General features: G+C 69.6%; 22 protein-coding genes. 8 read left to right on the plus strand and 14 right to left on the minus strand.

The window, feature by feature from the left end:
• A partial coding sequence (locus VKN16_20950; protein ID HME96676.1) for a hypothetical protein occupies positions 1–1,526 on the plus strand: 1,526 nt, incomplete at its 5' end.
• A 243-nt stretch (positions 1,527–1,769) separates the two neighbouring features.
• Positions 1,770–3,731 (plus strand): FecR domain-containing protein, encoded by a 1,962-nt coding sequence (locus VKN16_20955; GenBank protein HME96677.1) that lies wholly within the window; start codon positions 1,770–1,772, stop codon positions 3,729–3,731.
• A 9-nt stretch (positions 3,732–3,740) separates the two neighbouring features.
• Here the strand turns inward: VKN16_20955 and VKN16_20960 are convergent, their stop codons facing one another.
• A complete protein-coding gene (locus VKN16_20960; GenBank protein HME96678.1) occupies positions 3,741–5,402 on the minus strand; it encodes a tetratricopeptide repeat protein in 1,662 nt (553 codons plus the stop codon).
• A 137-nt stretch (positions 5,403–5,539) separates the two neighbouring features.
• Here VKN16_20960 and VKN16_20965 point away from each other — a divergent pair, with 137 nt between their 5' ends.
• Positions 5,540–7,000, plus strand: coding sequence for a M20/M25/M40 family metallo-hydrolase (locus VKN16_20965; protein ID HME96679.1), 1,461 nt, complete (start codon positions 5,540–5,542; stop codon positions 6,998–7,000).
• A 13-nt stretch (positions 7,001–7,013) separates the two neighbouring features.
• Here the strand turns inward: VKN16_20965 and pgl are convergent, their stop codons facing one another.
• Genes pgl through VKN16_20985 form a run of 4 tightly spaced genes read right to left on the minus strand, consistent with a single transcriptional unit; the run spans position 7,014 to position 11,886 of the window.
• The gene (gene pgl, locus VKN16_20970; GenBank protein ID HME96680.1) at positions 7,014–7,766 is read right to left on the minus strand and encodes a 6-phosphogluconolactonase; all 753 of its coding nucleotides are present in this window, start codon (positions 7,764–7,766) and stop codon (positions 7,014–7,016) included.
• Positions 7,763–8,485 (minus strand): ribose-5-phosphate isomerase RpiA, encoded by a 723-nt coding sequence (rpiA, locus tag VKN16_20975; protein HME96681.1) that lies wholly within the window; start codon positions 8,483–8,485, stop codon positions 7,763–7,765. The genes pgl and rpiA overlap by 4 nt, the downstream gene beginning before the upstream one ends.
• Before the next feature lie 10 nt (positions 8,486–8,495).
• Entirely contained in the window at positions 8,496–11,168 is a 2,673-nt protein-coding gene (locus VKN16_20980) for a glucosidase (GenBank protein HME96682.1), read from the minus strand.
• Positions 11,116–11,886, minus strand: a complete 771-nt coding sequence (locus tag VKN16_20985) for a TIGR04282 family arsenosugar biosynthesis glycosyltransferase (protein HME96683.1) — start codon at positions 11,884–11,886, stop codon at positions 11,116–11,118. Before VKN16_20985 ends, VKN16_20980 begins: the two co-directional genes overlap by 53 nt.
• A 122-nt stretch (positions 11,887–12,008) precedes the next feature.
• Here VKN16_20985 and VKN16_20990 point away from each other — a divergent pair, with 122 nt between their 5' ends.
• Positions 12,009–12,203 (plus strand): hypothetical protein, encoded by a 195-nt coding sequence (locus VKN16_20990; GenBank protein HME96684.1) that lies wholly within the window; start codon positions 12,009–12,011, stop codon positions 12,201–12,203.
• Positions 12,204–12,515, plus strand: coding sequence for an OsmC family protein (locus tag VKN16_20995; GenBank protein ID HME96685.1), 312 nt, complete (start codon positions 12,204–12,206; stop codon positions 12,513–12,515).
• Between the two features lie 39 nt (positions 12,516–12,554).
• On the opposite strand, the gene VKN16_21000 is transcribed toward VKN16_20995, so the two are convergent.
• From VKN16_21000 to VKN16_21025, 6 genes are all read right to left on the minus strand, one after another.
• The gene (locus VKN16_21000) at positions 12,555–13,442 is read right to left on the minus strand and encodes a M23 family metallopeptidase (protein HME96686.1); all 888 of its coding nucleotides are present in this window, start codon (positions 13,440–13,442) and stop codon (positions 12,555–12,557) included.
• Positions 13,439–13,840: a polymer-forming cytoskeletal protein gene (locus VKN16_21005; protein ID HME96687.1), complete on the minus strand. Its 402-nt coding sequence runs from the start codon at positions 13,838–13,840 to the stop codon at positions 13,439–13,441. Before VKN16_21005 ends, VKN16_21000 begins: the two co-directional genes overlap by 4 nt.
• 251 nt (positions 13,841–14,091) lie before the next feature.
• The gene (locus VKN16_21010; protein HME96688.1) at positions 14,092–14,508 is read right to left on the minus strand and encodes a hypothetical protein; all 417 of its coding nucleotides are present in this window, start codon (positions 14,506–14,508) and stop codon (positions 14,092–14,094) included.
• Between the two features lie 14 nt (positions 14,509–14,522).
• Positions 14,523–16,265 carry a phosphoenolpyruvate carboxykinase (GTP) gene (locus VKN16_21015; GenBank protein HME96689.1) on the minus strand — a complete coding sequence of 581 codons (1,743 nt, stop codon included), beginning with the start codon at positions 16,263–16,265 and terminating at the stop codon, positions 14,523–14,525.
• Between the two features lie 290 nt (positions 16,266–16,555).
• Positions 16,556–16,921, minus strand: a complete 366-nt coding sequence (locus VKN16_21020; protein ID HME96690.1) for a hypothetical protein — start codon at positions 16,919–16,921, stop codon at positions 16,556–16,558.
• Between the two features lie 337 nt (positions 16,922–17,258).
• Positions 17,259–17,429 carry a hypothetical protein gene (locus tag VKN16_21025; GenBank protein HME96691.1) on the minus strand — a complete coding sequence of 57 codons (171 nt, stop codon included), beginning with the start codon at positions 17,427–17,429 and terminating at the stop codon, positions 17,259–17,261.
• Positions 17,430–17,779: 350 nt separating this feature from the next.
• Between VKN16_21025 and VKN16_21030 the strand changes: the two genes are divergently transcribed.
• Positions 17,780–18,304 (plus strand): CBS domain-containing protein, encoded by a 525-nt coding sequence (locus VKN16_21030; GenBank protein HME96692.1) that lies wholly within the window; start codon positions 17,780–17,782, stop codon positions 18,302–18,304.
• Here the strand turns inward: VKN16_21030 and VKN16_21035 are convergent.
• Together VKN16_21035 and VKN16_21040 are read right to left on the minus strand one after the other, a co-directional pair.
• A complete protein-coding gene (locus VKN16_21035) occupies positions 18,273–18,518 on the minus strand; it encodes a hypothetical protein (GenBank protein HME96693.1) in 246 nt (81 codons plus the stop codon). The two genes, VKN16_21030 and VKN16_21035, sit on opposite strands and share 32 nt — an antisense overlap.
• 334 nt (positions 18,519–18,852) lie before the next feature.
• Positions 18,853–19,242 carry a response regulator gene (locus VKN16_21040; GenBank protein HME96694.1) on the minus strand — a complete coding sequence of 130 codons (390 nt, stop codon included), beginning with the start codon at positions 19,240–19,242 and terminating at the stop codon, positions 18,853–18,855.
• 102 nt (positions 19,243–19,344) lie between these two features.
• Between VKN16_21040 and VKN16_21045 the strand changes: the two genes are divergently transcribed.
• Complete coding sequence (locus tag VKN16_21045) at positions 19,345–19,674, plus strand: hypothetical protein (protein ID HME96695.1); 330 nt, start codon at positions 19,345–19,347, stop codon at positions 19,672–19,674.
• Positions 19,675–19,685: 11 nt separating this feature from the next.
• Here the strand turns inward: VKN16_21045 and VKN16_21050 are convergent, their stop codons facing one another.
• Positions 19,686–20,438, minus strand: a complete 753-nt coding sequence (locus VKN16_21050; protein HME96696.1) for a hypothetical protein — start codon at positions 20,436–20,438, stop codon at positions 19,686–19,688.
• A 280-nt stretch (positions 20,439–20,718) separates the two neighbouring features.
• On the opposite strand from VKN16_21050, the gene VKN16_21055 reads away from it, so the two are divergent.
• Positions 20,719–21,744, plus strand: coding sequence for a rod shape-determining protein (locus VKN16_21055; GenBank protein ID HME96697.1), 1,026 nt, complete (start codon positions 20,719–20,721; stop codon positions 21,742–21,744).
• Positions 21,745–21,810: the final 66 nt, after the last annotated feature.

Raw genomic sequence — 21,810 nt, forward strand, 5'->3', positions numbered from 1 at the left:
GGACCCTCACCGGTGTCGGCAGCGTCATCGCCAACCTGGGCTCGATCGCGGCACCCCCGCCACCGGCGATACCGAAGGCGGGCGCGGTCGAGAAGATTCTCAACGGCAATTTCGGCACCGGCATGGCCCTGATCTTCACGGGCACCGGCTCCGTGGGTGAGACGACCAGCACGCTCAGCCAGACCTTCAGCGTCGATGCGGGCACGGCGCTGGTGCTGCGGCTCAAGTACAACTTCCTGAGCAACGAGTTCCCGACGCAGTCGGCCGCGTTCAATGACACGTTCCAGATACGGCTGCTCGATCCGGGCTCCGGGACACCGATCCAGGTGGCGCAGGAGACGCACAACACGTCGTTCACCCCGAACTCCGTTTCGCCCGAGACCGCCACCGCGGGCGGGTTCACGATCGACACGGGCAGCGGGGTGACCGGCTTCAAGGACGTCTCGTTCTCGTTCACCCCGACGGGGTCCGGCTCGGCCCAGCTGGTCTTCGACATCTTCGACGTGGGCGACACCGGCGTCGACTCCGCCGCGCTCATCGACTCGGTGTCGATCCTCACCGATCCGCCGCTCTTCTTCGTCAAGAAGGGCGAGACACTGACCCGCACTCAGACCGAGCCGCTGCTGCGGCTGACCTCGACGCCCAGCACCTTCGACTCCGCGATGGTCGTCTGCTGCGGCGGGCGCGTCACGCTGGCGGGTCCGCTGCTGGCCGCGCTGGACAGCGATCTCACGGTGCCGTTCAGCCTGCTGAGCGTCTATCAGGGCGGCTCGCTCTCCACGTCCACGTCCGAGCCCCTGGTCCGCCTCGACAACGGCCGCCACACGATCGGCAGCGTCGGTCTGCCGATCTTCGACATCTGGGGTGTGAGCTCCGCGACCGACGCCCAGACCGGTCTCACGCTCGGCACCGACCGGCCACTGCAGCACGCCGGCCCCCTGCTCGAGACTTCCAACGCGACGGTGAGCGCGCACCAGGCGGTGCGCATCGACACCGCACTGCTCGAGGCCACCGCGCCGCTCCTCAACCTCCGCAACGGGAGCAAGCTCTCCACCGCCGCCGACGCCGTCCAGCTCTCCTATCAGGCCCGCGTCGCAAGCCTGGGCTCGCTCGTCAAGCTCGACCGCAGCGCGATGGTCGTCGCCTCGGGCGCGGCGCTGAACGTGGGCGGCGGCAGCGTGTTGCGGGTGACCGGTGATGTCTTCAGCCTGGCCAATGGCAGCACGCTGTCGGTGATGCGGGGCCCGCTGGTCAGCCTCAGCGGCGGCTCGATCCTGAGCGTCAACGGCGCGCTGATCGGCTTCGGCGGCGTGGGCGGCAATGCGGTCTCGGTGGCCAATAGTCTCTGCCCCTGCACCTCCATCGGCGGCCTTCCGGTCAGCCTGACGGGCGGAGCCGTCGCCGCCAACGTGAGCATCACCGGGGCGATCAAGAACGGCAACCTGGGTGCGCTCAATCTGACGCCCAACGCAGCGGTCATCCGCGTGGACGGCGCCGCCACGAAGGTCACGATCAACGGCATGTAGCTCGGAGCGGCGGCGGGGGCCCATCCCGTCGCCTGCTCATTCCGCTCTGCGCGACCGACATTTCCTGTCGCCCTCGCGTCGCGGAGTGTGAATTCGAGGTCTTTCTTCCCGATCCTGCTCGCCTGATTTCGCTTCACCTGTCGGCGGTTTGCAGGCCCCCACGCGTGGCAGCGAGATTGCTCTCCTTCATGCACCGGCAGACCAGACGCACCACGCAACCGGTGCACGGAGGATCTCGGTCCAATGCGAAGCCGCCGTCGAGCCGTCGTGATCGCGCTGCTGGCTCTCGGGCCGACGCTCGGATCGGCGTCGGTCGTGGGCGCCGAGCCCGCGCTCGCCGGGCGGGGTGGCAGCGGACGCGGCGTGGGCGTCATCACGACCCTCAGCGGCTCCGCCAGCGTCGCGCGAGCCGCGCTCCCGGCGCCGCAACCGCTGCGCTTCAAGGACGACGTCTTCCTGCGCGACCGGATCAGCACCGCCGAGAAGTCGATCGTGCGCGTGCTCCTGGGCGGCAAGGCGCTGGTCACCGTCCGCGAGCTGTCGACCCTCACCATCACCGAGGAGACCGGCCGGTCCACCGTCGACCTCACGTCGGGCAAGATCGCGATGGGCGTCCTGCGTCAGCGCATGCGACCCGGCGAGGTGATCGAGATCCGGACGCCGAACGCCATCGCGGCGATCCGAGGGACCGTGCTGGTGGTCGAGCTCACTCGCGCGCCGGGAGCCGTCGGCGGCGCCGCCCGCTATACCACCAACGTGCACGTGCTCCACGGCCTCGTGGAGGTCTCCGATCCGAACAATCCGGGCGCGCCGCCCACCACGGTCGGCACGCTCGAGTCGTGGAGTCGTTCCGGTAGCGACCCATCGGCCGTCATTCCCCTCAGCCGGGGGGCGGCCAACCAGATCTTCGCGGATCTCCGCTCCGCCCCGCAGATCGCCGAGGGCCCGAGCGAGCTGATGCACGCGGTGACGGTCCGCGAGCAGGCCCGGGCCGTCGCGGTGGCCGAGTTCCTCGCGCCCGAGATCAGCAAGGCAACCGGTGGCGGCGACGGCGGCGAGCCGTCGGCTTTCAGCGGCGCGACGGTCGGTGCGGACTCGCCCTCGGTCGTCCAGCCTCCGATGACTCCGAGCATCGCCGCGGCGATGACCCCGGCCTCCGGACCCTCGAGCCTAACGCCGGGCACCGCCCCGCCCGGCAACACGCCTCCGAGCTCGCCGGCCGGTCCCGGCGGTCCACCGAGCCCCTGGCCGACCGGAAAGGCGTGGCGAACATACGATGGCCAGACCGTCGCGCTGAGAGGAAGCCTCTACACGCTGACGGGTGGACAGACCGACATCCTCGTTGGACCCGGGCTCGAATCCAACGCCAGCTCGCTCACCGTGGGTCAGAGTCTGATGGGGCTGACAGGCGGAAGCACCTTCACCGGCACCGACGAGGTCCCGGCGCTCGGCCTGCGCACCAGCAAGCTGAGCGCGTCCAGCCTCCTCACGCTCAGCGGCGGGGCCAGACTGAGCCTGAGCGGAAGCCTCTTCCAGGACCAGGACGGCTCGCTCGATCTCACGTCCGACGCCCTTCGCCTCTCCCGAGGCGCGGGCTTTTCCGCCAGCGGGGCCGCGCCCGTGGTGGACCTGGCCGGCACGGCGGCGCACATGACCGGCGGGCTGCTCTCGGCCAGCGGCGGCGCGTTGCTGGAGCTGCTCAATGCCAGCGCCCCGTTGCTGGCCCTCACCCGGAGCGCGGCCCTGACCACGGAGCGGAATCTCGTGGATCTCTCGGCTGGCGTGTCGGCGCGTGTCGGTCAGCTGGCTTCGCTCACCGCGAGCAGCCTGGCCGTGAAGGGCCACGTGTTGTCCGTGACCAACGGGGCCCGGCTCAGCGTGACCGGCGATCTCTTCCGGCTCGCCGGCGGCAGCACGCTGACCGTGACCAACGGCGCGCTCTTGAGCCTGAGCGGCGGATCCACGCTGAGCGTGGCGGGCGCCCTCGTCAACTTCATCGGCAGCGGCAACACGCTGTCGATCTCGAACAACCTCTGCGGTGGAGCCTGCACGATGGTCGGACACCTGCCGGTGCTGGTGACGGGCGGCGGGTCGATCAGCCTCACCAATCCGATCGTCAATCTGGGCGGCAACACCTTGGCGATCGCGCCCGGGTCCGCGGTGATCACGGTCACCGGCGGAGCCCAGGTCAAGCAGGGCCCGTAGCGCCCCCGCTCAGTACTGCCAGGACAGACTCAGCGACCAGACGTTCCGAACGTAGTCGTACACCGCCAGGTTCGAGTCCGCCACCGTCCGCAGCAGCTCCGCGGCCAGGGTGAGCGGACACGGCGCGGTCGGCGCGCAGCCGATCGAGTTCGGCCCCAGATTCTGGGCGAGCACTTGCTCGATGCGGAACACGTGGTTCTGCTCGAGGTCCCACCGCTTCCGGCTGTTGGGATTGATGGCGGGCAGCAAGGTGTTCTTGTTCTGATAGTTGCGCTGATGCAGGTCGAAGTCGTACTTCAGCCGCGTCGTGCCCCACGGGAGCGTGTACTGCCCGCCGGCCAGGAAGCGGTTGCCCGCGTAGGTGTAGTTCCGCCCGTCCGCGTCCTCGTAGTCGAACTGGTAGCCGAGCCGGATGTAGTGCCGGTCCTGCGCGAAGCGGAAGACGTGGGTGAAGCCGGCCATGTAGTTCTTCGCGTCCCGGTCTTCGTCCGGGATGCCGCCCGAGGCGGACGCGGTGAACTCCTTGGCCTGGAAGCGCCCCAGGATCGTGGTGAGGTTCGCCTGGTTCTCGACCAGGGTCCCGAACAGGGTCACCGTGTTGCGCTGCAGGAAGAAGTCGCCACCGAGCGTGAGATAGTCCCACGAATACTGGGCACCCACCTGGTAGGGCATCGAGCCGAAAGCGCCCCGGTACGACACCCCGCCCGTCAGCAGGTGGTCCTGCACGTTGAACGAGGAGAAGTTGTTGATGACGGTCTGGAAGAACGAGTAGGAAACCGTCGACTCCCACGGCCCGGTGCGGAGCCAGGCGTACTCCAGTCTCAGCGAGAACAGCTCGCCCGGGGAGGCAGTATTGGCGTACCGCAGCGACTCGGCGGTCGGATCGTGGCTCGGCTGTGGGATGACCTTGACGTTGGTGTCGTACAGGAACCCGGCGCGCACCTCCCCGCGAAGGCGCCGCTCCGTCTCGGTCGACGTGGTGAGCGTATCCCGCAGACGCTCGGCCGGGCCGGTCAGGGCCGAGCCCTTCTGCAGCCGGATTGCGGCGTCGACCTCCGCCACCGCCTGATCGGGCAGGCCCAGGATGGCCAGCGTGAGCCCGGAGTAGAACTTCACCAGCTGCTGGATGTTGGGGTTCGTCGAGGTCTCGGCCCGGAACGCCTTGAGCGCGCCCTGGTAGTCCTTCTTCCGGTACCGGATCAGGCCGACGTAGTAGCCGACACCCTCGGTCTGCGGTCGCTCGTTGAGCACGTTCGTGAGCGGGACCTCGGCCTGGTCGTAGCGCTCGAGCGCGAAGTAGGCGACGCCCAGGAGGAACTGGATCGACAGGTCGCGCGGCGCCAACGCCCGCGCCTTCTCGAGCGCCTCCACCGCCTGCTCGGTCTTCTGCTGGGCCATCAGCACGAGGCCGCTGTAGTAGAGGGCCTCGACGTTCTTCGGATCCTGGGCCAGGGCTTCCTTGAGCAGGCCGAGGGCCTCGTCATAGCGCTTGGCGTCGTAGGCGAGGATGGCCTGGGCCACGAAGACGTCGGCTTCGGACTGCTGGGCGGCCACCGGGCTCGCACTGACGGTGAGCAGCGTCGCGCTGGCGGCGCAGAAATCCACCACGAGCGTCAGCGCCAGAAGCGCGCGCCGTATCCTCGCCCCTCGTTGCCGGCCAAGCGTGCTCATCTCGCACTCGAGGCGCCGAACCCAGCCGGAACCTCGCGTGAGCGGCTACTGTACCGAGACCGGTCCCGAATAGTCCACCTTTGAGACGGCCGGGCCAGGGGCTGGCGCAGGGCGTCATCGAGGGGTAAGGTGAGCCCGTGACCACGGTCCACCCCGACTGGCAGCGCCTGACGCAGGCCGTGACGGCTCGGCAACGATCGATCGTGGAAGGGCTCGCCGAGTTCCTCAGGCACGACACGGTCACCCAGAACCCCGACGGAGTCCGGGCCGGCGCGCACTGGCTGATCGAGGCCATGCGCTCCCGCGGCCTGACGGCCGAGGTCCTCGAGACCGGCGGCAACCCAGCCGTGTACGGCGCCGTCCCCTTGCCGGGTGCGCGCCGTACGGTCCTCATCTACTGCCACTACGACACCAAGCCCGCGCCGCCGGCCGGGTGGCTGCAGCCCTCGCCGCTCTTGCCGGTCTTGCGCCGAGGCACGGCGGAGGAAGGCGCTCCGGTCCTCGAGCTCGCGCAGGTGCCGGATCACCTCCTGGCCGAGCATCGCCTCTATGGACGCGGCTCCTCGGACGACAAGGGGCCGATCTGGGCCCACCTCACCGCGCTGGAGCTCATGCGGGCCCAGGGCATCGCCCCGCGTGTGAACCTCAAGCTGATCTTCGACGGCGAGGAGGAGACGGGAAGCCAGCACTTCGGCCCGTTCACCGAGGCTCACCGCGATCTGCTGGCCGCCGACGTCGCGCTCGTGATGGACGGGCCCAAGGACGCGACGGGCCGGCCCACCGTCGCCTTCGGTGCGCGGGGCGTGCTCTCGCTCGAGCTCACGCTGGAGGCCGCCCGCCGCGATGTCCATTCCGGCAACTTCAGCGTGCCCAACCCGGCCTGGCGTCTCGTCGGTCTCCTGGCCTCGATGGCGGCGCCGGACGGCACGCCGCTGGTGGAGGGACTGGAGGACGGGGTAGTGCCGCCCACCGCGGCAGAGCGCGACCTGATGGGCCGCATCCCGCTCGACCGCGCCGCCATCGAGAAGGAGCTGGGGGTGGCGCTTCCATCCGAGTACCTCGAGCGGCTGATGTTCCGCTCCACGCTCACGATCCGCGGCTTGAAGAGCGGGTTCACCGGCCGCGAGGCGCAAACCATCATCCCGCACCAGGCCACCGTCGCCTTCGATGCGCGGCTGGTGAAGAATCAACGGGTCGAGACGGTCTACCGGCGCATCCTCGATCACATCCGAGGCCAGGGCTTCACGGTGATCGAATCGGCCGATGCGCCGATCCCGGACGAGCTGCGCGGCCGCGCCATTCGGGTCGTCGAGCATCGTGGGTACGATCCGGCCAAGACGCCGGCGGATCTGCCGATCTCCCGCGCGGTGATCGAATCGGTGGAGCGGGCGCACGGCGGAGAGCCCGCGGTGGTCCTGCCGACCATGGGAGGCAGCGTGCCCCTCTGGGCCTTCACCGACATCCTCGGCTTGCCCACGATCGTGGTGCCGTACGCGAACGCCAACAACCGTCAGCACAGCCCGAACGAGCACCTGCGCCTCGATCATCTCTTTCAGGGCGTGCGCACCACCGCCCAGCTGCTGCACGACCTCGGCTGAGGTCGGCCGGACGTCAGGCCGGCCGCTCGGTCGGAAGCTCGGCCGCCGCGGCCCGGTCGACGAGCCAGATGAGCCGTCCGCCCTCGGGCACCACCGCCTGCACGGGCAGCCGCTCCGGCTCGCGCGGGCCGGCCAGCGCCTCTCGCAGCGCCGCTGCCTTGTCGGAGCCGGTGACCAGGAGGCGCACCTCGGCTGCGCGGTTCAGGATCGGGAAGGTCATCGTGACGCGTGACTTGCCGATCCTCGGCACCGTGTTGCCGACCACCCAGCGCCGACGCTCGGTCAGCGCCTGGCTGTACGGGAAGAGAGAGGCGGTGTGGCCGTCGGCGCCCATGCCGAGGAGGATCAGGTCGAAGATGGGCGGGAGCCCCTCCGTCGGCGTGGCGAAGACACGCGCCAGCTCGTCCTGGTACAGCGTGGCGGCCTCCTCCGCCTCCAGCTCGCCCCGGATGCGATGGACCCGCTCGGCCGGCACGCTCAGCTTTCGCAGGAGCACGGCGGCCGCGACCCCGTAGTTCGAATCCGGGTGCTCGGGGGGAACCGCGCGCTCGTCACCCCAGAAGAACTCGACGCGCCGCCAGTCGATCTGAGCCCACCGCGGCGCCTCGCCCAGGATCTCGTACATGCGGCGCGGCGTGGTGCCGCCCGAGAGCGCCACGCAGAACCGGCCGCGCTCGGCGATCGCCTCGCGGGCCAGCTCCACCAGGTCCTGGCCCGCGGCGCGACTCACCGCCTCCGCGTCCGGAAACCGCCGGATGGTCCTCACGGCCCGGCCGTGGTCACGCGGTCGCTCTCCCCTCGCCGGAGCTCGCGGATATGCCCCGCCTCCGCGACCAGCACCAGCTCCGCGATGCCGAGGAACAACCCGGTCTCCACGACGCCGGGAATCGCGCGGAGGTCCTGCGCGAGCGGCGCGGGCGCCTCGATCGGTCGCACCGCGCAGTCGATGATCCAGTTGCCGTTGTCGCTCACGAAGGTCTTGCCGTCCACCGTGCGGAGGGCCGGGCGACATCCACGCCCGGCCAGCTCCCGCATCACGAGCGGCCTCGCGAACGGGATCACCTCCACCGGGAGTCGCCCGCGCCGCCCCAGGACCGGCACCAGCTTCTCGCTCTCCACCAGGATGACCAAGCGTCGCGCCGACGCGGCCACGATGCGCTCCCGGGCCAACGCACCGCCATAGCCCTTGATCAGGTCGAGGTGAGGATCCACCTCGTCGGCGCCGTCGATGGTGAGGTCGAGGACGCCCTCGTCGAGGGTGGCCAGAGGCACGCCGACCTCGTGCGCCAGACGCTCGGTGGCCACCGAGGTGGGCACCCCGCGCACCCGCAGGCCTTCACGCACCCGCCGGCCGAGGGCGCGCACGAATGCCGCCGCGGTGTGGCCCGAGCCGAGCCCGATCAGCGCGCCGTCCGGCACCTCCCGCAGCGCGCGGGCGGCCAGGCGCTCCAGAGCCTCGGCGTCCATCGGGCTTCCCGGCGTCATCGAGGCCGGCTCATGGGTGACGGCGGCCCGGCTGGAACGCGCCGAGCTGCTGGAGCAGCTTGGCCACGAGCGCGGTCCATCCGGTCTGATGGCTGGCGCCGACGCCGGCGCCGGTGTCCCCGTTGAAGCACTCGTAGAACGGAATGAGGTCTCGCCAGTGCGGGTCGGTCTGGAAGGTCTCGTTGGTCCCGAACACGGGCCGACGGCCGTCAACGCCGCGCCGGAAGATGCTCGTCAGCCGGCGCTCCAGCTCGGCGGCCACATCCCACAGCGACATCAGCCGGTCCGAGCCGGTGGGGCACGCCACCTTTACCCGGTCACCGTGGAAGTGGTGGAACCGCTGCAGCGACTCGATCAGCAGGATGTTGACCGGGAACCAGATGGGGCCCCGCCAGTTCGAGTTGCCGCCGAACAGCGCGGTGGACGAGTCGGCCGGCTCGTAGGCCACGCGGTACTCGACGCCGTCGACTCGCTCGACGAACGGATGCTCGCGGTGATATCGCGAGAGCGCGCGGACGCCGTAGGCGGAGAGGAACTCGCTTTCGTCCAGCATCACGGCCAGCAGCTTGGGCAGCTGCGCGTCGGTGACGATCGAGAGGAGCCGCCGCACCCCGCGTCCCGGCTCCTCCACCTCCTGGACGTGCTCGCGAAAGTCCGGATGGTGATCGATGAACCACTGCATGCGCCGCTTGAAGCCGGGCAGCCGGTCCACGATCTCGGGCTCGAGCGTCTCGACCGCGTAGAGCGGGATGAGGCCGACCATCGAGCGGATCCGCATCCGCCGGCGGGGGCGTCCGGGCACGCGCAGGACGTCGTAGAAGAACCCGTCGACGTCGTCCCAGAGGCTGGTGCCGTCCTCACCGCCGCGGTGATCCATGGCGTGGGCGATGTAGACGAAGTGCTCGAAGAACTTGCTCGCCACGTCCTCGTAGGCCGGATTCTCGTCCGCCAGCTCCAGCGCGATGGCGAGCATGTTGAGGCAGTACATGCCCATCCAGCTGGTGGCGTCCGACTGGTCGATGTGTCCGCCGGTCGGCAGGGGCCGGGAGCGATCGAACACCCCGATGTTGTCGAGGCCCAGGAAGCCGCCCTGGAACACGTTCATCCCATCGGCGTCCTTGCGGTTCACCCACCAGGTGAAGTTCAGGAGCAACTTGTGGAACACCCGCTCCAGGAAGCGACGGTCGCCGGCTCCTCGACGGCGCTTCTCGATCTTGTACACCCGCCAGGCCGCCCAGGCGTGCACCGGGGGATTCACGTCGCCGAGCGCCCACTCGTAGGCGGGAATCTGGCCGTTGGGGTGCATGTACCACTCGCGCAGGAACAGCACGAGCTGATGCTTGGCGAAGTCGGGATCGACCAGCGCCAGGGGCACGCAGTGGAATGCGAGGTCCCAGGCCGCGTACCACGGGTACTCCCACTTGTCGGGCATCGAGATGACGTCTTCGTTGTAGAGATGCGTCCACTCATGGTTGCGTCCCTGCCACCGCTCGGGCGGCGGCGGCGGAGAGGCCGGGTCGCCCTCCAGCCAGCGACGCACGTAGTAGTGGTAGAACTGCTTGCTCCACAGGAGGCCCGCGAAGGCCTGCCGGATCACCTGCCGCGCGTCGGCGTCGAGGCCCTCGGGAATTACGGTGTCGTAGAATTCGTCGGCTTCCTGCCCGCGGACGCGGAACAGGGCCTCGAAGTCCGCGCCCAGGCCCTCGCCATGGGGCGGCGTGTTGCCGAGGCGCAGCTTCACCGCCGCCGTCTCGCCCGGAGCCAGGCGCAGGCGGTAGTGGGCCGCCATCTTGGTCCCTGCACTCGCCGGGTTCACCGCCTCGTCGCGCCCCTCGACCACACACGCGTTGATGCCGTCCTTGACGTACGGCGTGCGGTTCTCGACCCCGTACAGTCGCTGGACGTTCGTCTCGTTCTCGGTGAAGAGCAGGCGCGGCGCTCCGCCGCACGCGAGCCAGCGCAGTCCCAGCGATTCGTGGTCGGCCTCCACCACCGCCGATCCGACGGCGGTCAGCCGTGGCTTCGGGCTCCCCGGCTCCCACGACCAGGTGTTACGGAACCAGAGCGTCGGCAGCAGATGGCACTCCGCGGCCTCCGGGCCGCGATTGGTGACCTCGATGCGGATGAGGATGTCGTCGATCCCGGCCTTGGCGTACTCGACCTGCACGTCGAAGTAGCGGTCGCCCTCGAAGATCCCGGTGTCGATCAGCTCGAACTCGGGTGCCCCGCGCCCCCGCGCCCGGTTCTCTTCGCGCAGCCGCGCGTAGGGAAACGCGGCGTGCGGATACTTGTACCGGTACTTCATGTACGAGTGGGTGGGAGTGGAGTCCAGGTAGAAGTAGTACTCCTTGACGTCCTCGCCGTGATTGCCCTCGGGCCCGGAGAGCCCGAACAGCCGCTCCTTCAGGATCGGGTCACGTCCGTTCCACAGCGCCACCGCGAAGCAGAGCCGCTGATGGTTGTCCGAGATTCCGGCGAGGCCGTCCTCTCCCCAGCGGTACGCCCGGACGTGCGCGTGCTCGTGCGGGAAATACTCCCAGGCCGCGCCGCCGGGGCTGTAGTCCTCTCGCACCGTCCCCCACTGGCGCTCGCTGAGGTAGGGCCCCCAGCGCGTCCAGTAGGCCGAGCGGTCAGCGGCCGCGCGAAGCCGCCGCTCTTCCGCCGTCCGGAGCGTGTCGTTCATGATCGGTAGGACGGACGAAGGCAGGGTCGGCGAGCGCCCGGCGCGCGAGGAACGCCCGGGTATGACGTGGCCGCGGGCCGGCGAGCGCGCGCAGGTCGGATTCGAGCCGAGCCAGATCCGCGCCGGTGTCGACGTCGTACCACGTGGGCAGGCACACCGCGCGGAGTCCGAGCCGTCGCGCCCGGTCGAGCGTGAGGGACAGCACCGCGGAGGTGCTCCACGGCATCGCTTCGAACAGCTCCGGACAGGGGGCGCGCACGCCGACCAGATAGTAGCCGCCGTCCGCGGTAGGGCCGAAGACCGCATCGACGTTCGGCGCCATCACCAGGCTCACCGCCTCGTCGATCGTCTCGGGGGGCAGCGTGGGCGAGTCGGTGCCGATCAAGAGCGCGGCCTCGTGGCCGAGCGCGAGAATATCCTCGACCAGCGCCTCCTGGCGCTCTCCGAGGTCGCCGCCTCGCTGCGCGACCAGCGCGAAGCCGGGCGCCAGCGTCTCGAAGTCGGGGCGCGCTTCCACCGGGGCGTAGGCGACGATCGGCCGCACGCCGGCGACCGCGGCGCTGCGCTCGACCGCGTCGAGCAGGAAGCAGCGCGCCAGCTCCGCGGCCTCGACCGCGCGGAGCGGCGGGCAGAGGCGCGTCTTCACCGTGCCCGCCCGCGGCGCCTTCGCCATCACCGCCAGTCCGACCGCCGGATCCACGGGCCGCCCGTCGAGCATGACGTCATCATGCCACGCCCGACCGGTGGTCCGCCCGATCGTTGCGCCGGGAGATCCGGCCGCTCCGCGGTCGGCTCTGATACCATCCATCAACACGACAGTGCCCCGCCCAGGAGGCTTCGATGCCCGACGATTTCGAGTACGTCTCTCGCGCCCGCCTCGAATACCGCCACGGCTACCGTCACGCCTATCTGGGCGACGTACCGGCCCCGGTGGTGTACGGCGTGCAGGGCCGGCTACGCGAGTACTACGGCGTCAAGGAGGGCCCGCCGGTCGCCTCCACCCTCGACCACATCGTGGCGGCCGTCGCGGGGTGAATGTACGGCACGCTGCGCGGCGCCCTGGCAGGGCGCAAGATCGCGTTCGACCGCGACGGCTTCACCGCCACCGTGGAAGGCCGTATCGTCGGGGTCGGCAAGACCATCCGCATCAAGTCCATTCACCTGCACTACGAGCTGGCGGTCTCGCCGGACAGCCGCGAGGCCACCGAGCGCGCGCTCGCGCTCCATCCGCAGGGTTGCCCGGCGCATCAGAGCGTGCAGGGCGCCATCGACGTTACCTGGGATGCACGGGTCCGGCTGGGCGAGGAGATCGTCGACCTGCGGGGAGGCGCCGAGGCGGCCGAGTAGCCGGCGGTCGGCAAGGCGGGCGCGGCGCGACGGCCGGAGCTAGTTCCAGAGGTACTGGCGGGGATCGACGGCCTGGCCACGCACCTGGATCTCGTAGTGCAGGTGCGGACCCGAGGTGCGTCCGGTGTTACCGGTGAGCGCGATGACCTGGCCGCGCTCGACGTGCTGGCCCTGCTTGACCCGGATCTCCTGGAGGTGGCCGTAGAGGGAGCGCAGGTCGTGGCCGTGGTCGAGAATGACGGTGGTCCCGTACTCGCCGCCGTTGCCCGCGAAGTAGACCGATCCGGACGCCGGCGCGAGCACCGCGGTACCCCGGCCGGCGCTGATGTCGAGCCCGCGGTGGAACTCCTGGTCACCCGTCCAGGGCGAGGGCCGCATGCCGAAGCGGGAGTTCAGCACGCCGCGCACCGGCCAGCGGAACGGCACCGACATCAACGCGGGCCGGGTCCGCTCCATGAAGCGCTCGAACGCGCGCAGGCTCTGGCCGCTCTCGCTCACGTTGCTGCCGAGCAGCGCGAGCGCCTGCGGGAGCGCGGGCGCCTCGCTGGCGAAGACCATGGGCAGCCCCGCCACCGCGCCGCCCATGCCGGTGCCCTTGCTGGTGCCGCCCGGCGACGGACCGAAGGTGTCCCACACGCGGACGTGTGCGTCCTGCCATCCGCTGACTTCCCGGTTGATCTCGGCCACTCGCTGCTCGAACGTGTCCAGCAGCGCCCGCTGCTCCTCGACCCGTCGCTCGACGCTCGCGGCCTGCAGCTGAGCTTGCTTGAGCGCGAAGTAGTCCCACCAGGTGCCGCCGAGCAGACCGACGCCCAGCAGGACGCCGAGCAGCGCGCTGAGCAGGAATCCGCGCGGGCAGCCCACGTGCAGCATGCGGGTGCCGCCGCCGTGGACCAGCACGAGCGTGACGCCGCCGCGGCGCTTCATGAGCGCTTCAGGGGAACCACCGCGACGTCGCGGGCCGAGTCGGACGCCTCCGGCTTCGGCATCCGGCAGTGGCCCTCGAACATCACGCCCTCCTCGAGCACGATGATCGGGGACTCGAGATCTCCGAAGACGCGGGCCTTGCCCGACAGCTCGATGCGGTCGCTGGCGTGCACGTTGCCGACCAGCTCACCATTCACCACGAGAGTGCCCGCGCGCACGCTCGCGTTCACCACGCCGCGCTCGCCGATAATGAGCGTGTCCGGCGACGCGATCTCACCCTGGAACTTCCCGTTGAGGAGGACGGTGCCGGAGAACGTGTACTTGCCCTCGATCTCGGATCCTTCGTCGAGGAAGGCGGTGAGCTTTCTCCGGGTGGCGACGGCGGCGCGACGCTTCAAGGGCCACACGGGGCGACCGCTAGGGGCGCCCGCTCACGCGAGCAGTCGGGCTGGCTACCTTGCGTCCGAACATGACGGGCTCCTCGCGGCGTCGGCGGTTTGAAAGGCGAACCACTCGCGAGCAAGGCCCCTGCCACGGGACGGACCATCACTCAAGTCGTCGAACTCGTTGCTGAATTCGAAGCCGAGCGGAGAGCCGGCCGGCTGGGGCTGACGTCCCTGACAGACGCTCTGTCAGGGGCGAGACAGTCTCAGTCGGGCACGATCAGGGTGGGCAGCTCACCGGGCGGCTGGAGGATGTACCCGCCGCCTTCCTGCTTGAGCAAGTACACGGCGGGGCGGTTCGGAGACAGGATGTTCCAGCCGCTGCCGTCCGACCGCTCCACCACCCAGCGCGTGCCCTCGCCGGGGCTCTGGATGATGTAGCCGCCCTGCTTGTCCGGGATGAGATAGAGCGGCGCCGCGCCCGCGGTATAGATCACGTAGCCGTCACGCCACGCCGCGAAATACACGTCCACCGGAAACTCGCCGGGCGGCGTCGCCTTGAAGTGAATGGCCGCGGCGGGCGGCTCGGGAGGCGGAAACTCCGCATCGCTACTCACGCACCCACCGAGCGCGCCCAGCAGCGCCGCCAGCGCGATCCACAGCGCGCGAGGCCTCCGACTCATCTTCGCCACCACGCTCAGAGACCGAAGCGGCGAGTCGTCTCGGCGTGCGCGTTCCAGATCGCGGGCGGCATGCGGTCGCCGAACTGCTGGTAGAACTCGCCCAGCTCGTCGAGGGCCTGCCCCCACTCCTCACGATCCACGCGCAGGGCCGCCTCGAGCGCGCCGGGCGGCACCTGCAGTCCGCGGGTGTCGATCGCGCCGGGCGCCGGGACGTAGCCGATCGGCGTCTCGACCGCCCCGCCGCCGCCGTGAATGCGCTCGACGATCCACTTCAGGATTCGCACGTTCTCGCCGTAGCCCGGCCACAGGAAGCGGCCCTGCTCGTCGCGGCGGAACCAGTTCACCCGGAAGATCCTCGGCGGATTCTTCAGCCGGGGACCGAAGGACAGCCAGTGCGCGAAGTAGTCGGCCATGTTGTAGCCGCAGAACGGGATCATGGCCATCGGGTCCCGTCGAACCACGCCGACCTTGCCGGTGATGGCTGCGGTCGTCTCGGTGCCCATCGCCGATCCGAGGAACACGCCATGCTGCCAATCGAAGGCCTCGAACACCAGCGGCACCACCCGGGCGCGCCGCGATCCGAAGATGAAGCCGGAGATCGGCACGCCCTGCGGGTCTTCCCAGTTGGGCGCGATGGACGGGCACTGCTGAGCGGGCACCGTGAAGCGCGAATTCGGGTGCGCGGCCGGACCGCCGCCGGGCGCCCACGGCTTGCCCTGCCAATCCAGCAAGCCCTCGGGCGCCTCGGGCCCCATACCCTCCCACCACGGCTCCTTCGACGGAGTCAGCGCCACGTTGGTGAAGATGGTGTTGGAGCGCACCATCGCCGCTCCGTTGGGATTGGTCTTGGCGCTGGTGTTCGGCGCCACCCCGAAGAAACCGCGCTCGGGGTTGGTGGCGCGAAGCTGGCCGTTGCCGTCCACGTGGATCCAGGCGATGTCGTCGCCGACCGTCCAGACCCGATAGCCCGGCAGGCTCGAGACCACCATCGCCAGGTTGGTCTTGCCCGACGCGCTCGGCATCGCGGCGGCCAGGTAGGTGACGCGCCCCTGCGGGTCCTCGAGGCCGAGGATCAGCATGTGCTCGGCCATCCATCCTTCCTGCCGGGCCTGGGAGGACGCAATGCGCAGCGCGTGGCACTTCTTGCCGAGTAGCGCGTTGCCGCCGTAGCCCGAGCCCACGCTCCAGATGAGCCGCTCCTCCGGGAAGTGCAGGATGAACCGGCGATCCGGCGAGAGATCGCCCAAGGAGTGCAGTCCGCGCACGAAGTCGTCGGCATCGCGCATGTGCTCGAGCGCGACCGAACCCACCCGGGTCATGATGTGCATGCTGGCCACCACGTACGCGCTGTCGGTCACCATGACACCCACCCGGCTCATCGACGAGCCGGCCGGACCCATCAAGTACGGGATCACCCACATCGTCCGGCCGCGCATGCTGCCGCGAAGCAGACGACCGACCTTCTCCTTGCCCTCGGCGGGCGCCATCCAGTTGTTGGTGGGGCCCGCGTCGTCCCGCGCGCCCGTACAGATGAACGTCAACTGCTCGGTCCGCGCCACATCGGAGGGATGGCTCCGGTGCAGATAGCAGTTGGGGTAGGTCCGCGAGTTCAGCGGCAGCAACGTCCCGTCCCGGAGCATGTCGTCGATGAGCCGGTCGTACTCCGCCTTCGACCCGTCCGCCCACGCGATCTTGTTCGGCTGGGTCAGGCCCGCGACCTCATCCACCCACGTCTCCACCCGCTGCGTGCCGCTCATGGATGCTCCCCTCTCACCGGAGTGTTCGAACGTAGCAACCCATACTCACCGCCGGCCGCGCGGCTGTCAAACGCTCGGCGAAATCACGGGGCCAGCCGCCCGGTCGGCGAGCAGTCGTCCACGAGCGCGCGCGATCGATTGCAGGACAGGTGCCACGGAACCCGCCCTTGAAACCACGGAAAAGTATTCGAGGGACGCCGCCGCCCACCGGCTCGACCGCCGGCGGGAGCGGAAAAGCTTCCGAGAAAGTTTTCAACGCCGCGAGCCGCGTGGCGCCCTCGGCACGTCGCTCAGGAGCGCGGGGCTCCCGCGGGGCGTAGGCGCTGCGCAATCTCGTTGACCAGATGGTTGAGCCGCTCGGCCGCCTCCTCCCGCTCCTTCTGATGGCGATCGTTCTCGGCGCGCAGCTCGCCCATGGTCTGGCGCAGCTGATCGCCCTGCCGCTCGGAGGTCTCGAGCCGGTTGCGCAGCTGCTCGTTCTCGTACGTGACCCCGCGGAGCCGCTCGTTCTCGCGCTCGGACGCTTCCACCCGGTCCCGCAGGCGCTCATGCTCGTGCAGGAGCTCCAGCAGCGAGGCGAGCTGGGTCTGGCCGGACTCGAGCCAGCGCCGGACCTCGTCGTGGTCGCGCCCCTGCTTTGACTCGGCACTGATCATTCGATCGTCTCCTTTCGTACGAGTGGGAGGAGTGTAATCCAGTTGAAGCGGCGACTTGCGGTCAATCACCACCGAGCCGACTCGGGCCCTCCCGGCCGCGCTCCGCCGCCGCTCGCCGCGGCGCCGCTCCGACCTGTGAGCCCCGGTCACGACCCGCCGCTCGCCTCGCCGCCGGTCGAGGAGGACCTCGACCTCGCTCGATTCTCCGATGAAGAGGCTCCGCATCCGCTCTACCAGGGACGGCCGGTCCGGGCGGACCACGACGAGCAAGGGGCTCCGGGACGGGCTGGTCCAGAGCCAGAAGCAAGTACGGCGAAAGCGACCGGCCAGCAGCATGTCACCGCGCCCCCGGCTCGTTCCCCTCGCCCGCGTCCGGCTCCTTGCCGAGAATGCGCAGCCGGTGGGTCCAGCACAGACCGGGCACTTCTCGATCGTCGCCGGGTGTGTCGATGGTGACCAGGAGGGAGGGTTTGTCCTCCTGCCGGCACCGGGGACAGATGACTTTCAAGGCATCCGATACTCGGCAAACTCGGTGCCACGTGGACGTACTCAACCGGGTCTCTGCTCCGTGAGCCGCGACGCGTTCCCCGCGCCGAGATGCACGGTCGCTACGATTCTAGATAGCGTATGCATGTCAGTCTGTTAGAGGATGAACACGGACACAATACATGAGCATGGCCGCGTCGTACATCTCGGGCGGTGCGCAAGTTGCGCCCCTCCTCGATGGGAATCGCTCGACCGTGCCTGGGCGGCATCACTCCCTGACTAGGAAGATGCCTGCCTAGCGCCGAGGGCAGCCGTCGCCTTGACAGGCCCAAGAGCCAGTCCTAGCATGCGGCCAAGCCGCGAGGTGACAACATGAGTGAGTTCCACGACGAGTACTCCGAATCCCTGGACGCCGAGTTTCGCAAGCTCGAAGACGCGCTGCTGAGCGACGAGGTCCGGCTGCTCGCCCCGAGCGAGCCCATCCGGCTGGCGGCCGACGCCTCGGTGGCGGATGCGGTCACCCGCATGGTGGACAACCGGCGCGCCGGCGTCGTGATCGTGGACGCCGGCGGGCGGTTGATCGGCATCTTCACGGAGCGCGATCTGCTCACCCGGGTCGTGCACCAGGGCCGCGATCTCGGGCGAACCCGCCTCACCGACGTCATGACGCCCGACCCGGAAGCCCTTGCGCTGGACGACCGCGTCTGCTTCGCGGTCAACCGAATGCACGCCGCCGGCTACCGTACCGTGCCGCTGGTGGACGCCGAGCATCGCCCGATCGGTATCGTGACCGTCAACGACGTGATGGGCTGGCTGGCCCGCATCTTCCCCGAGGCGATCTTGAACCTGCGGCCGGGCGATCGGGTCAAGCGGCCGGCCCAGATGGACAGCGGCTAGAGCCGATCTTCCGGAACACCAGCCGGGAGGGCGCGTCGCGAAACGGCGAACCCGGCACGATGGCGGTGAACCGCCCGGCCGTGCCACCGACGATCAGCAGCTCGAGGCTCTCGGGCGTCTGGAATTTCGACAGGAGGGTCTCGCTCCGCGTTCCGTCCGGGAACGTGGCCAGCATCTCATCGGACAGGCCCTCGCCGCCGTCCGGCCCGGGCACCAGATCGCGCGCCGGCTTCCGGCGACACTGCCACAGGAACTGCCGCGCCTGCGCCTTCGACAGCCGTCGTCGGCTAGTGTCTTCGCGTGCTCCGGCGAGAAGACGAGCGCGACCGAGCATAGCCGCACCGCGCGGGGGATCGTGGGGTTGGTCCGCCAGCCGGGCCCGGAGATGCCACCGCCCGCGTTGATGTCGAGCGCTCGGCGAATCGGCCCGTGCACGATGACGAGCGGGGCGACCGCATCGGTCGTGCCCGACACCCCATCGCCTTCAGCGCCGCGATCACTATCGGGGACGCTCGCCACGCCGGTGTGACGAGCCGCCGCGGGCGCGGCTAGCGAGGGCGGGAAAACGGCGAGCGGTATTCGAGCCGCTCGCGGACCTTGTTGAGCAGGCGGTCGACCGTGAACGGCTTGGCCAGGAACGCGTCGACCGGGATCAGCACGCCGGCTTCGCTGATCACCTCGGCGGCGCGTCCCGACATGAAGATCATCTTGGTGTCCGGACGGGTCGCGGCCATGCGGTCGGCCAGCTCCTTGCCGTTCATTCCGGGCATCATGATGTCGGTGAGCAGAACGTGGATGGCTCCCGGGTGTTGCTCGGCGAGGCGCAGGGCCTGCTCGCCGTCTTCGGCTTCGAGGACCCGATAGCCGGCGCCCAGGAGAATGTCTCGCGCCAGGTTTCGCACCTGGCTCTCGTCGTCCACCACCAGAATCGTCTCCATTCGCGGCCTATTCTACCCCGCCGCAACCGGCGGCGCGGCACGTTGGTTCCCGTTGCCGCGAACCTTGACAGGCCCGCCGGGCGGTCCTAGAGTCGGGGCGCCATGAGGAAATGGATCGGCGCGCTGAGCCTCGTCTGGTTGCTGTGGTCCGATCTCTCCATCATCGCCAGGGACAATCCCCTCGACACCGTGATGCTGCGCTGGCTTGCGGGCGTGCCGCGGTTCCAGACGGATCAGATCCTCGCCGGCACCTACGCCACGTCGGACGAGTGCAAGGCGGCGCTGGAGCGGCACGTCGGGACACTCAAGGCCATCAACGACAGCTGGTCCTCGGAGCCATTCGAGGGCGGCGCGAACTCGGGCATCATCCACTACTACCGCGACGGCCTCGTGTACGCCCGCGCCGAGCTGCGCTGCGCGGAACAGCCGTAAGCCCCCCCGGATCAGCGGGTCGGCGAAGCGGTCGATTCGGTTCGCACCGGCGGCGAGGCCTCCCGCGCGCCGCCGTCGAACACGTCCATCAGCCACGGCACCGTGATCACCACCACGATGGCCAGCACGATCAGCACCAGCGTCGCGCGAAACCATCCCGTCACGAAGATGCTGGGCGCGCCGTCGTAGCCGTCCGCTTCTCCGCGCAGCACCGCCAGCTCGGCACGCAGGTGCTCCTGCTCGTTCTCGAGTGTCTCGATGCGCGAGCGAAGCTGCCGCAGCGTGCCCGCCACGTCCCGGGACGACGGGCGCGCGGGACGACGCGCCTCGCCCGGCGACCCGGTCCCGACCCCGGCCATCCGGTGTCGGCGGGGACGCTCCGCCGGCTGGCCGTCGCCATTGCCGGTCAGCATCAGCTGACGCCTCGACGTGGGGGAAGCGGTCAACCCGTCGCCCGAAGCGACGGCGCGATCGCTCGCGCCTCGCGCCGTCGGGCCCCCGTCGTGCTGAGCCGCCGCCTCCACGGGACGGCCCATCGCCCGGAGATCGTCACGCGAGAGCGTCTGGATGCGAGCCAGAAGGCTCTTGACTGATCGCTCGGACACCTGCTGAGCGAGCACCAGGCGACCGTCGGCGCCCGTGTCCTCGAGGTAGGCCACCCAGTCCTTGAGACTCCGCGTCCCGTACCAGGACACCGTGAGACCACTGGCCTGCATGCGCTTGCGCCCCTCGATTTTGGCCGGTGGCTTGCGGGTGACCTCCATCCGAATCCCTTTCCACGCGCCCGCTTCCGGCCGGCGCGAGGCCCAAGATTACGACGCGGGCGGACCGCTGACAAGGGTCGTCACGAAGCTCCTGGCACGTACCTTTTACACGAGTGTCATGTAAAAGCTACACGACCTGACACCATCGCTCGGGTCCGTGCGCCCTGATCCCCCGCCTATTGTGGGAGAACGAACCTGGGCTACCCACTTCGCGTCGTCGGTTTCACACCGTCCGCTGGCACATCCGTTGCGTCCTCTGCGTCGCCCGAAAGGAGTCGGCATGCGCCTCACTTCCCTCACCGGCTTCCTCGCCGACGACCTCGCGGTCGACCTGGGGACCGCCAACACCCTCGTGTATGTACGAGGCCAGGGCATCGTCCTCAACGAGCCGTCGATCGTGGCCATGAAGGACGGCACGGTCCTCGCGGCCGGCCACGAAGCCAAGGCCATGCTGGGCCGCGCGCCGGGGCACATCTCGGTCGTCCGGCCGCTGCGGCACGGCGTCATCGCCGACTTCGACTCCACCGAGAAGATGCTCCACTACTTCATCAGCAAGACGCGCCAGCGGCGCAGCCTCGTGCACCCGCGGGTGGTGGTCACGGTGCCCTCCGGCATCACGCAGGTGGAGAAGCGCGCGGTGCGGCAGTCGGCGAAGCAGGCGGGCGCCCGCGAGGCCTACCTGATCGAGGAGCCGATCGCGGCGGCCCTCGGCGCCGGGCTGCCGGTGGCCGAGCCGGGCGCCAACATGATCGTCGACATCGGCGGCGGCACCACCGAGGTGGCGGTGATGTCGCTCTCCGGCATCGTGTATTGCAAGTCGGTCCGGATCGCGGGCGACGAGATGAACACCGCCGTGATCCAGCACATCCGCAAGAACTACAGCCTGCTGGTCGGCGAGCGCCACGCCGAGGACATCAAGCTCCGGCTCGGCTCGGCGTACCCGATTCCCGACGAGCACCTCACGATGGAGGTGAAGGGCCGCGATCTGATCGTCGGCATCCCCAAGACCATCCTGGTCACCGGCGAGGAGATCCGGGAGTCACTCCGCGAGCCGATCATGGCGATCGTGAGTGCGGTGCACACCTGCCTCGAGCAAATCCCGCCCGAGCTGGCCGCCGACATCGTGGACAAGGGCATCATGGTCTCGGGCGGCGGCGCGCTGCTGCGCGGACTCGATTCCCTCCTCCACGAGCAGACCGGGCTCCCGATCCGCGTGAGCGACGATCCGCTCACCTGCGTGGTCCGCGGCGCCGGCGCGCTGCTGGACGACGTCAAGCTGCTCGCCCGCGTCGCGCTGCCTTCGTAGTTCGTGTAGGCACCGCGGCGACGCGCGGAGGCTCACGGGCTTCGGGCGCGCCGAGGGTATCGCAGG

This window comes from Candidatus Methylomirabilota bacterium (assembly GCA_035315345.1).
Lineage (GTDB): Bacteria > Methylomirabilota > Methylomirabilia > Rokubacteriales > CSP1-6 > CAMLFJ01.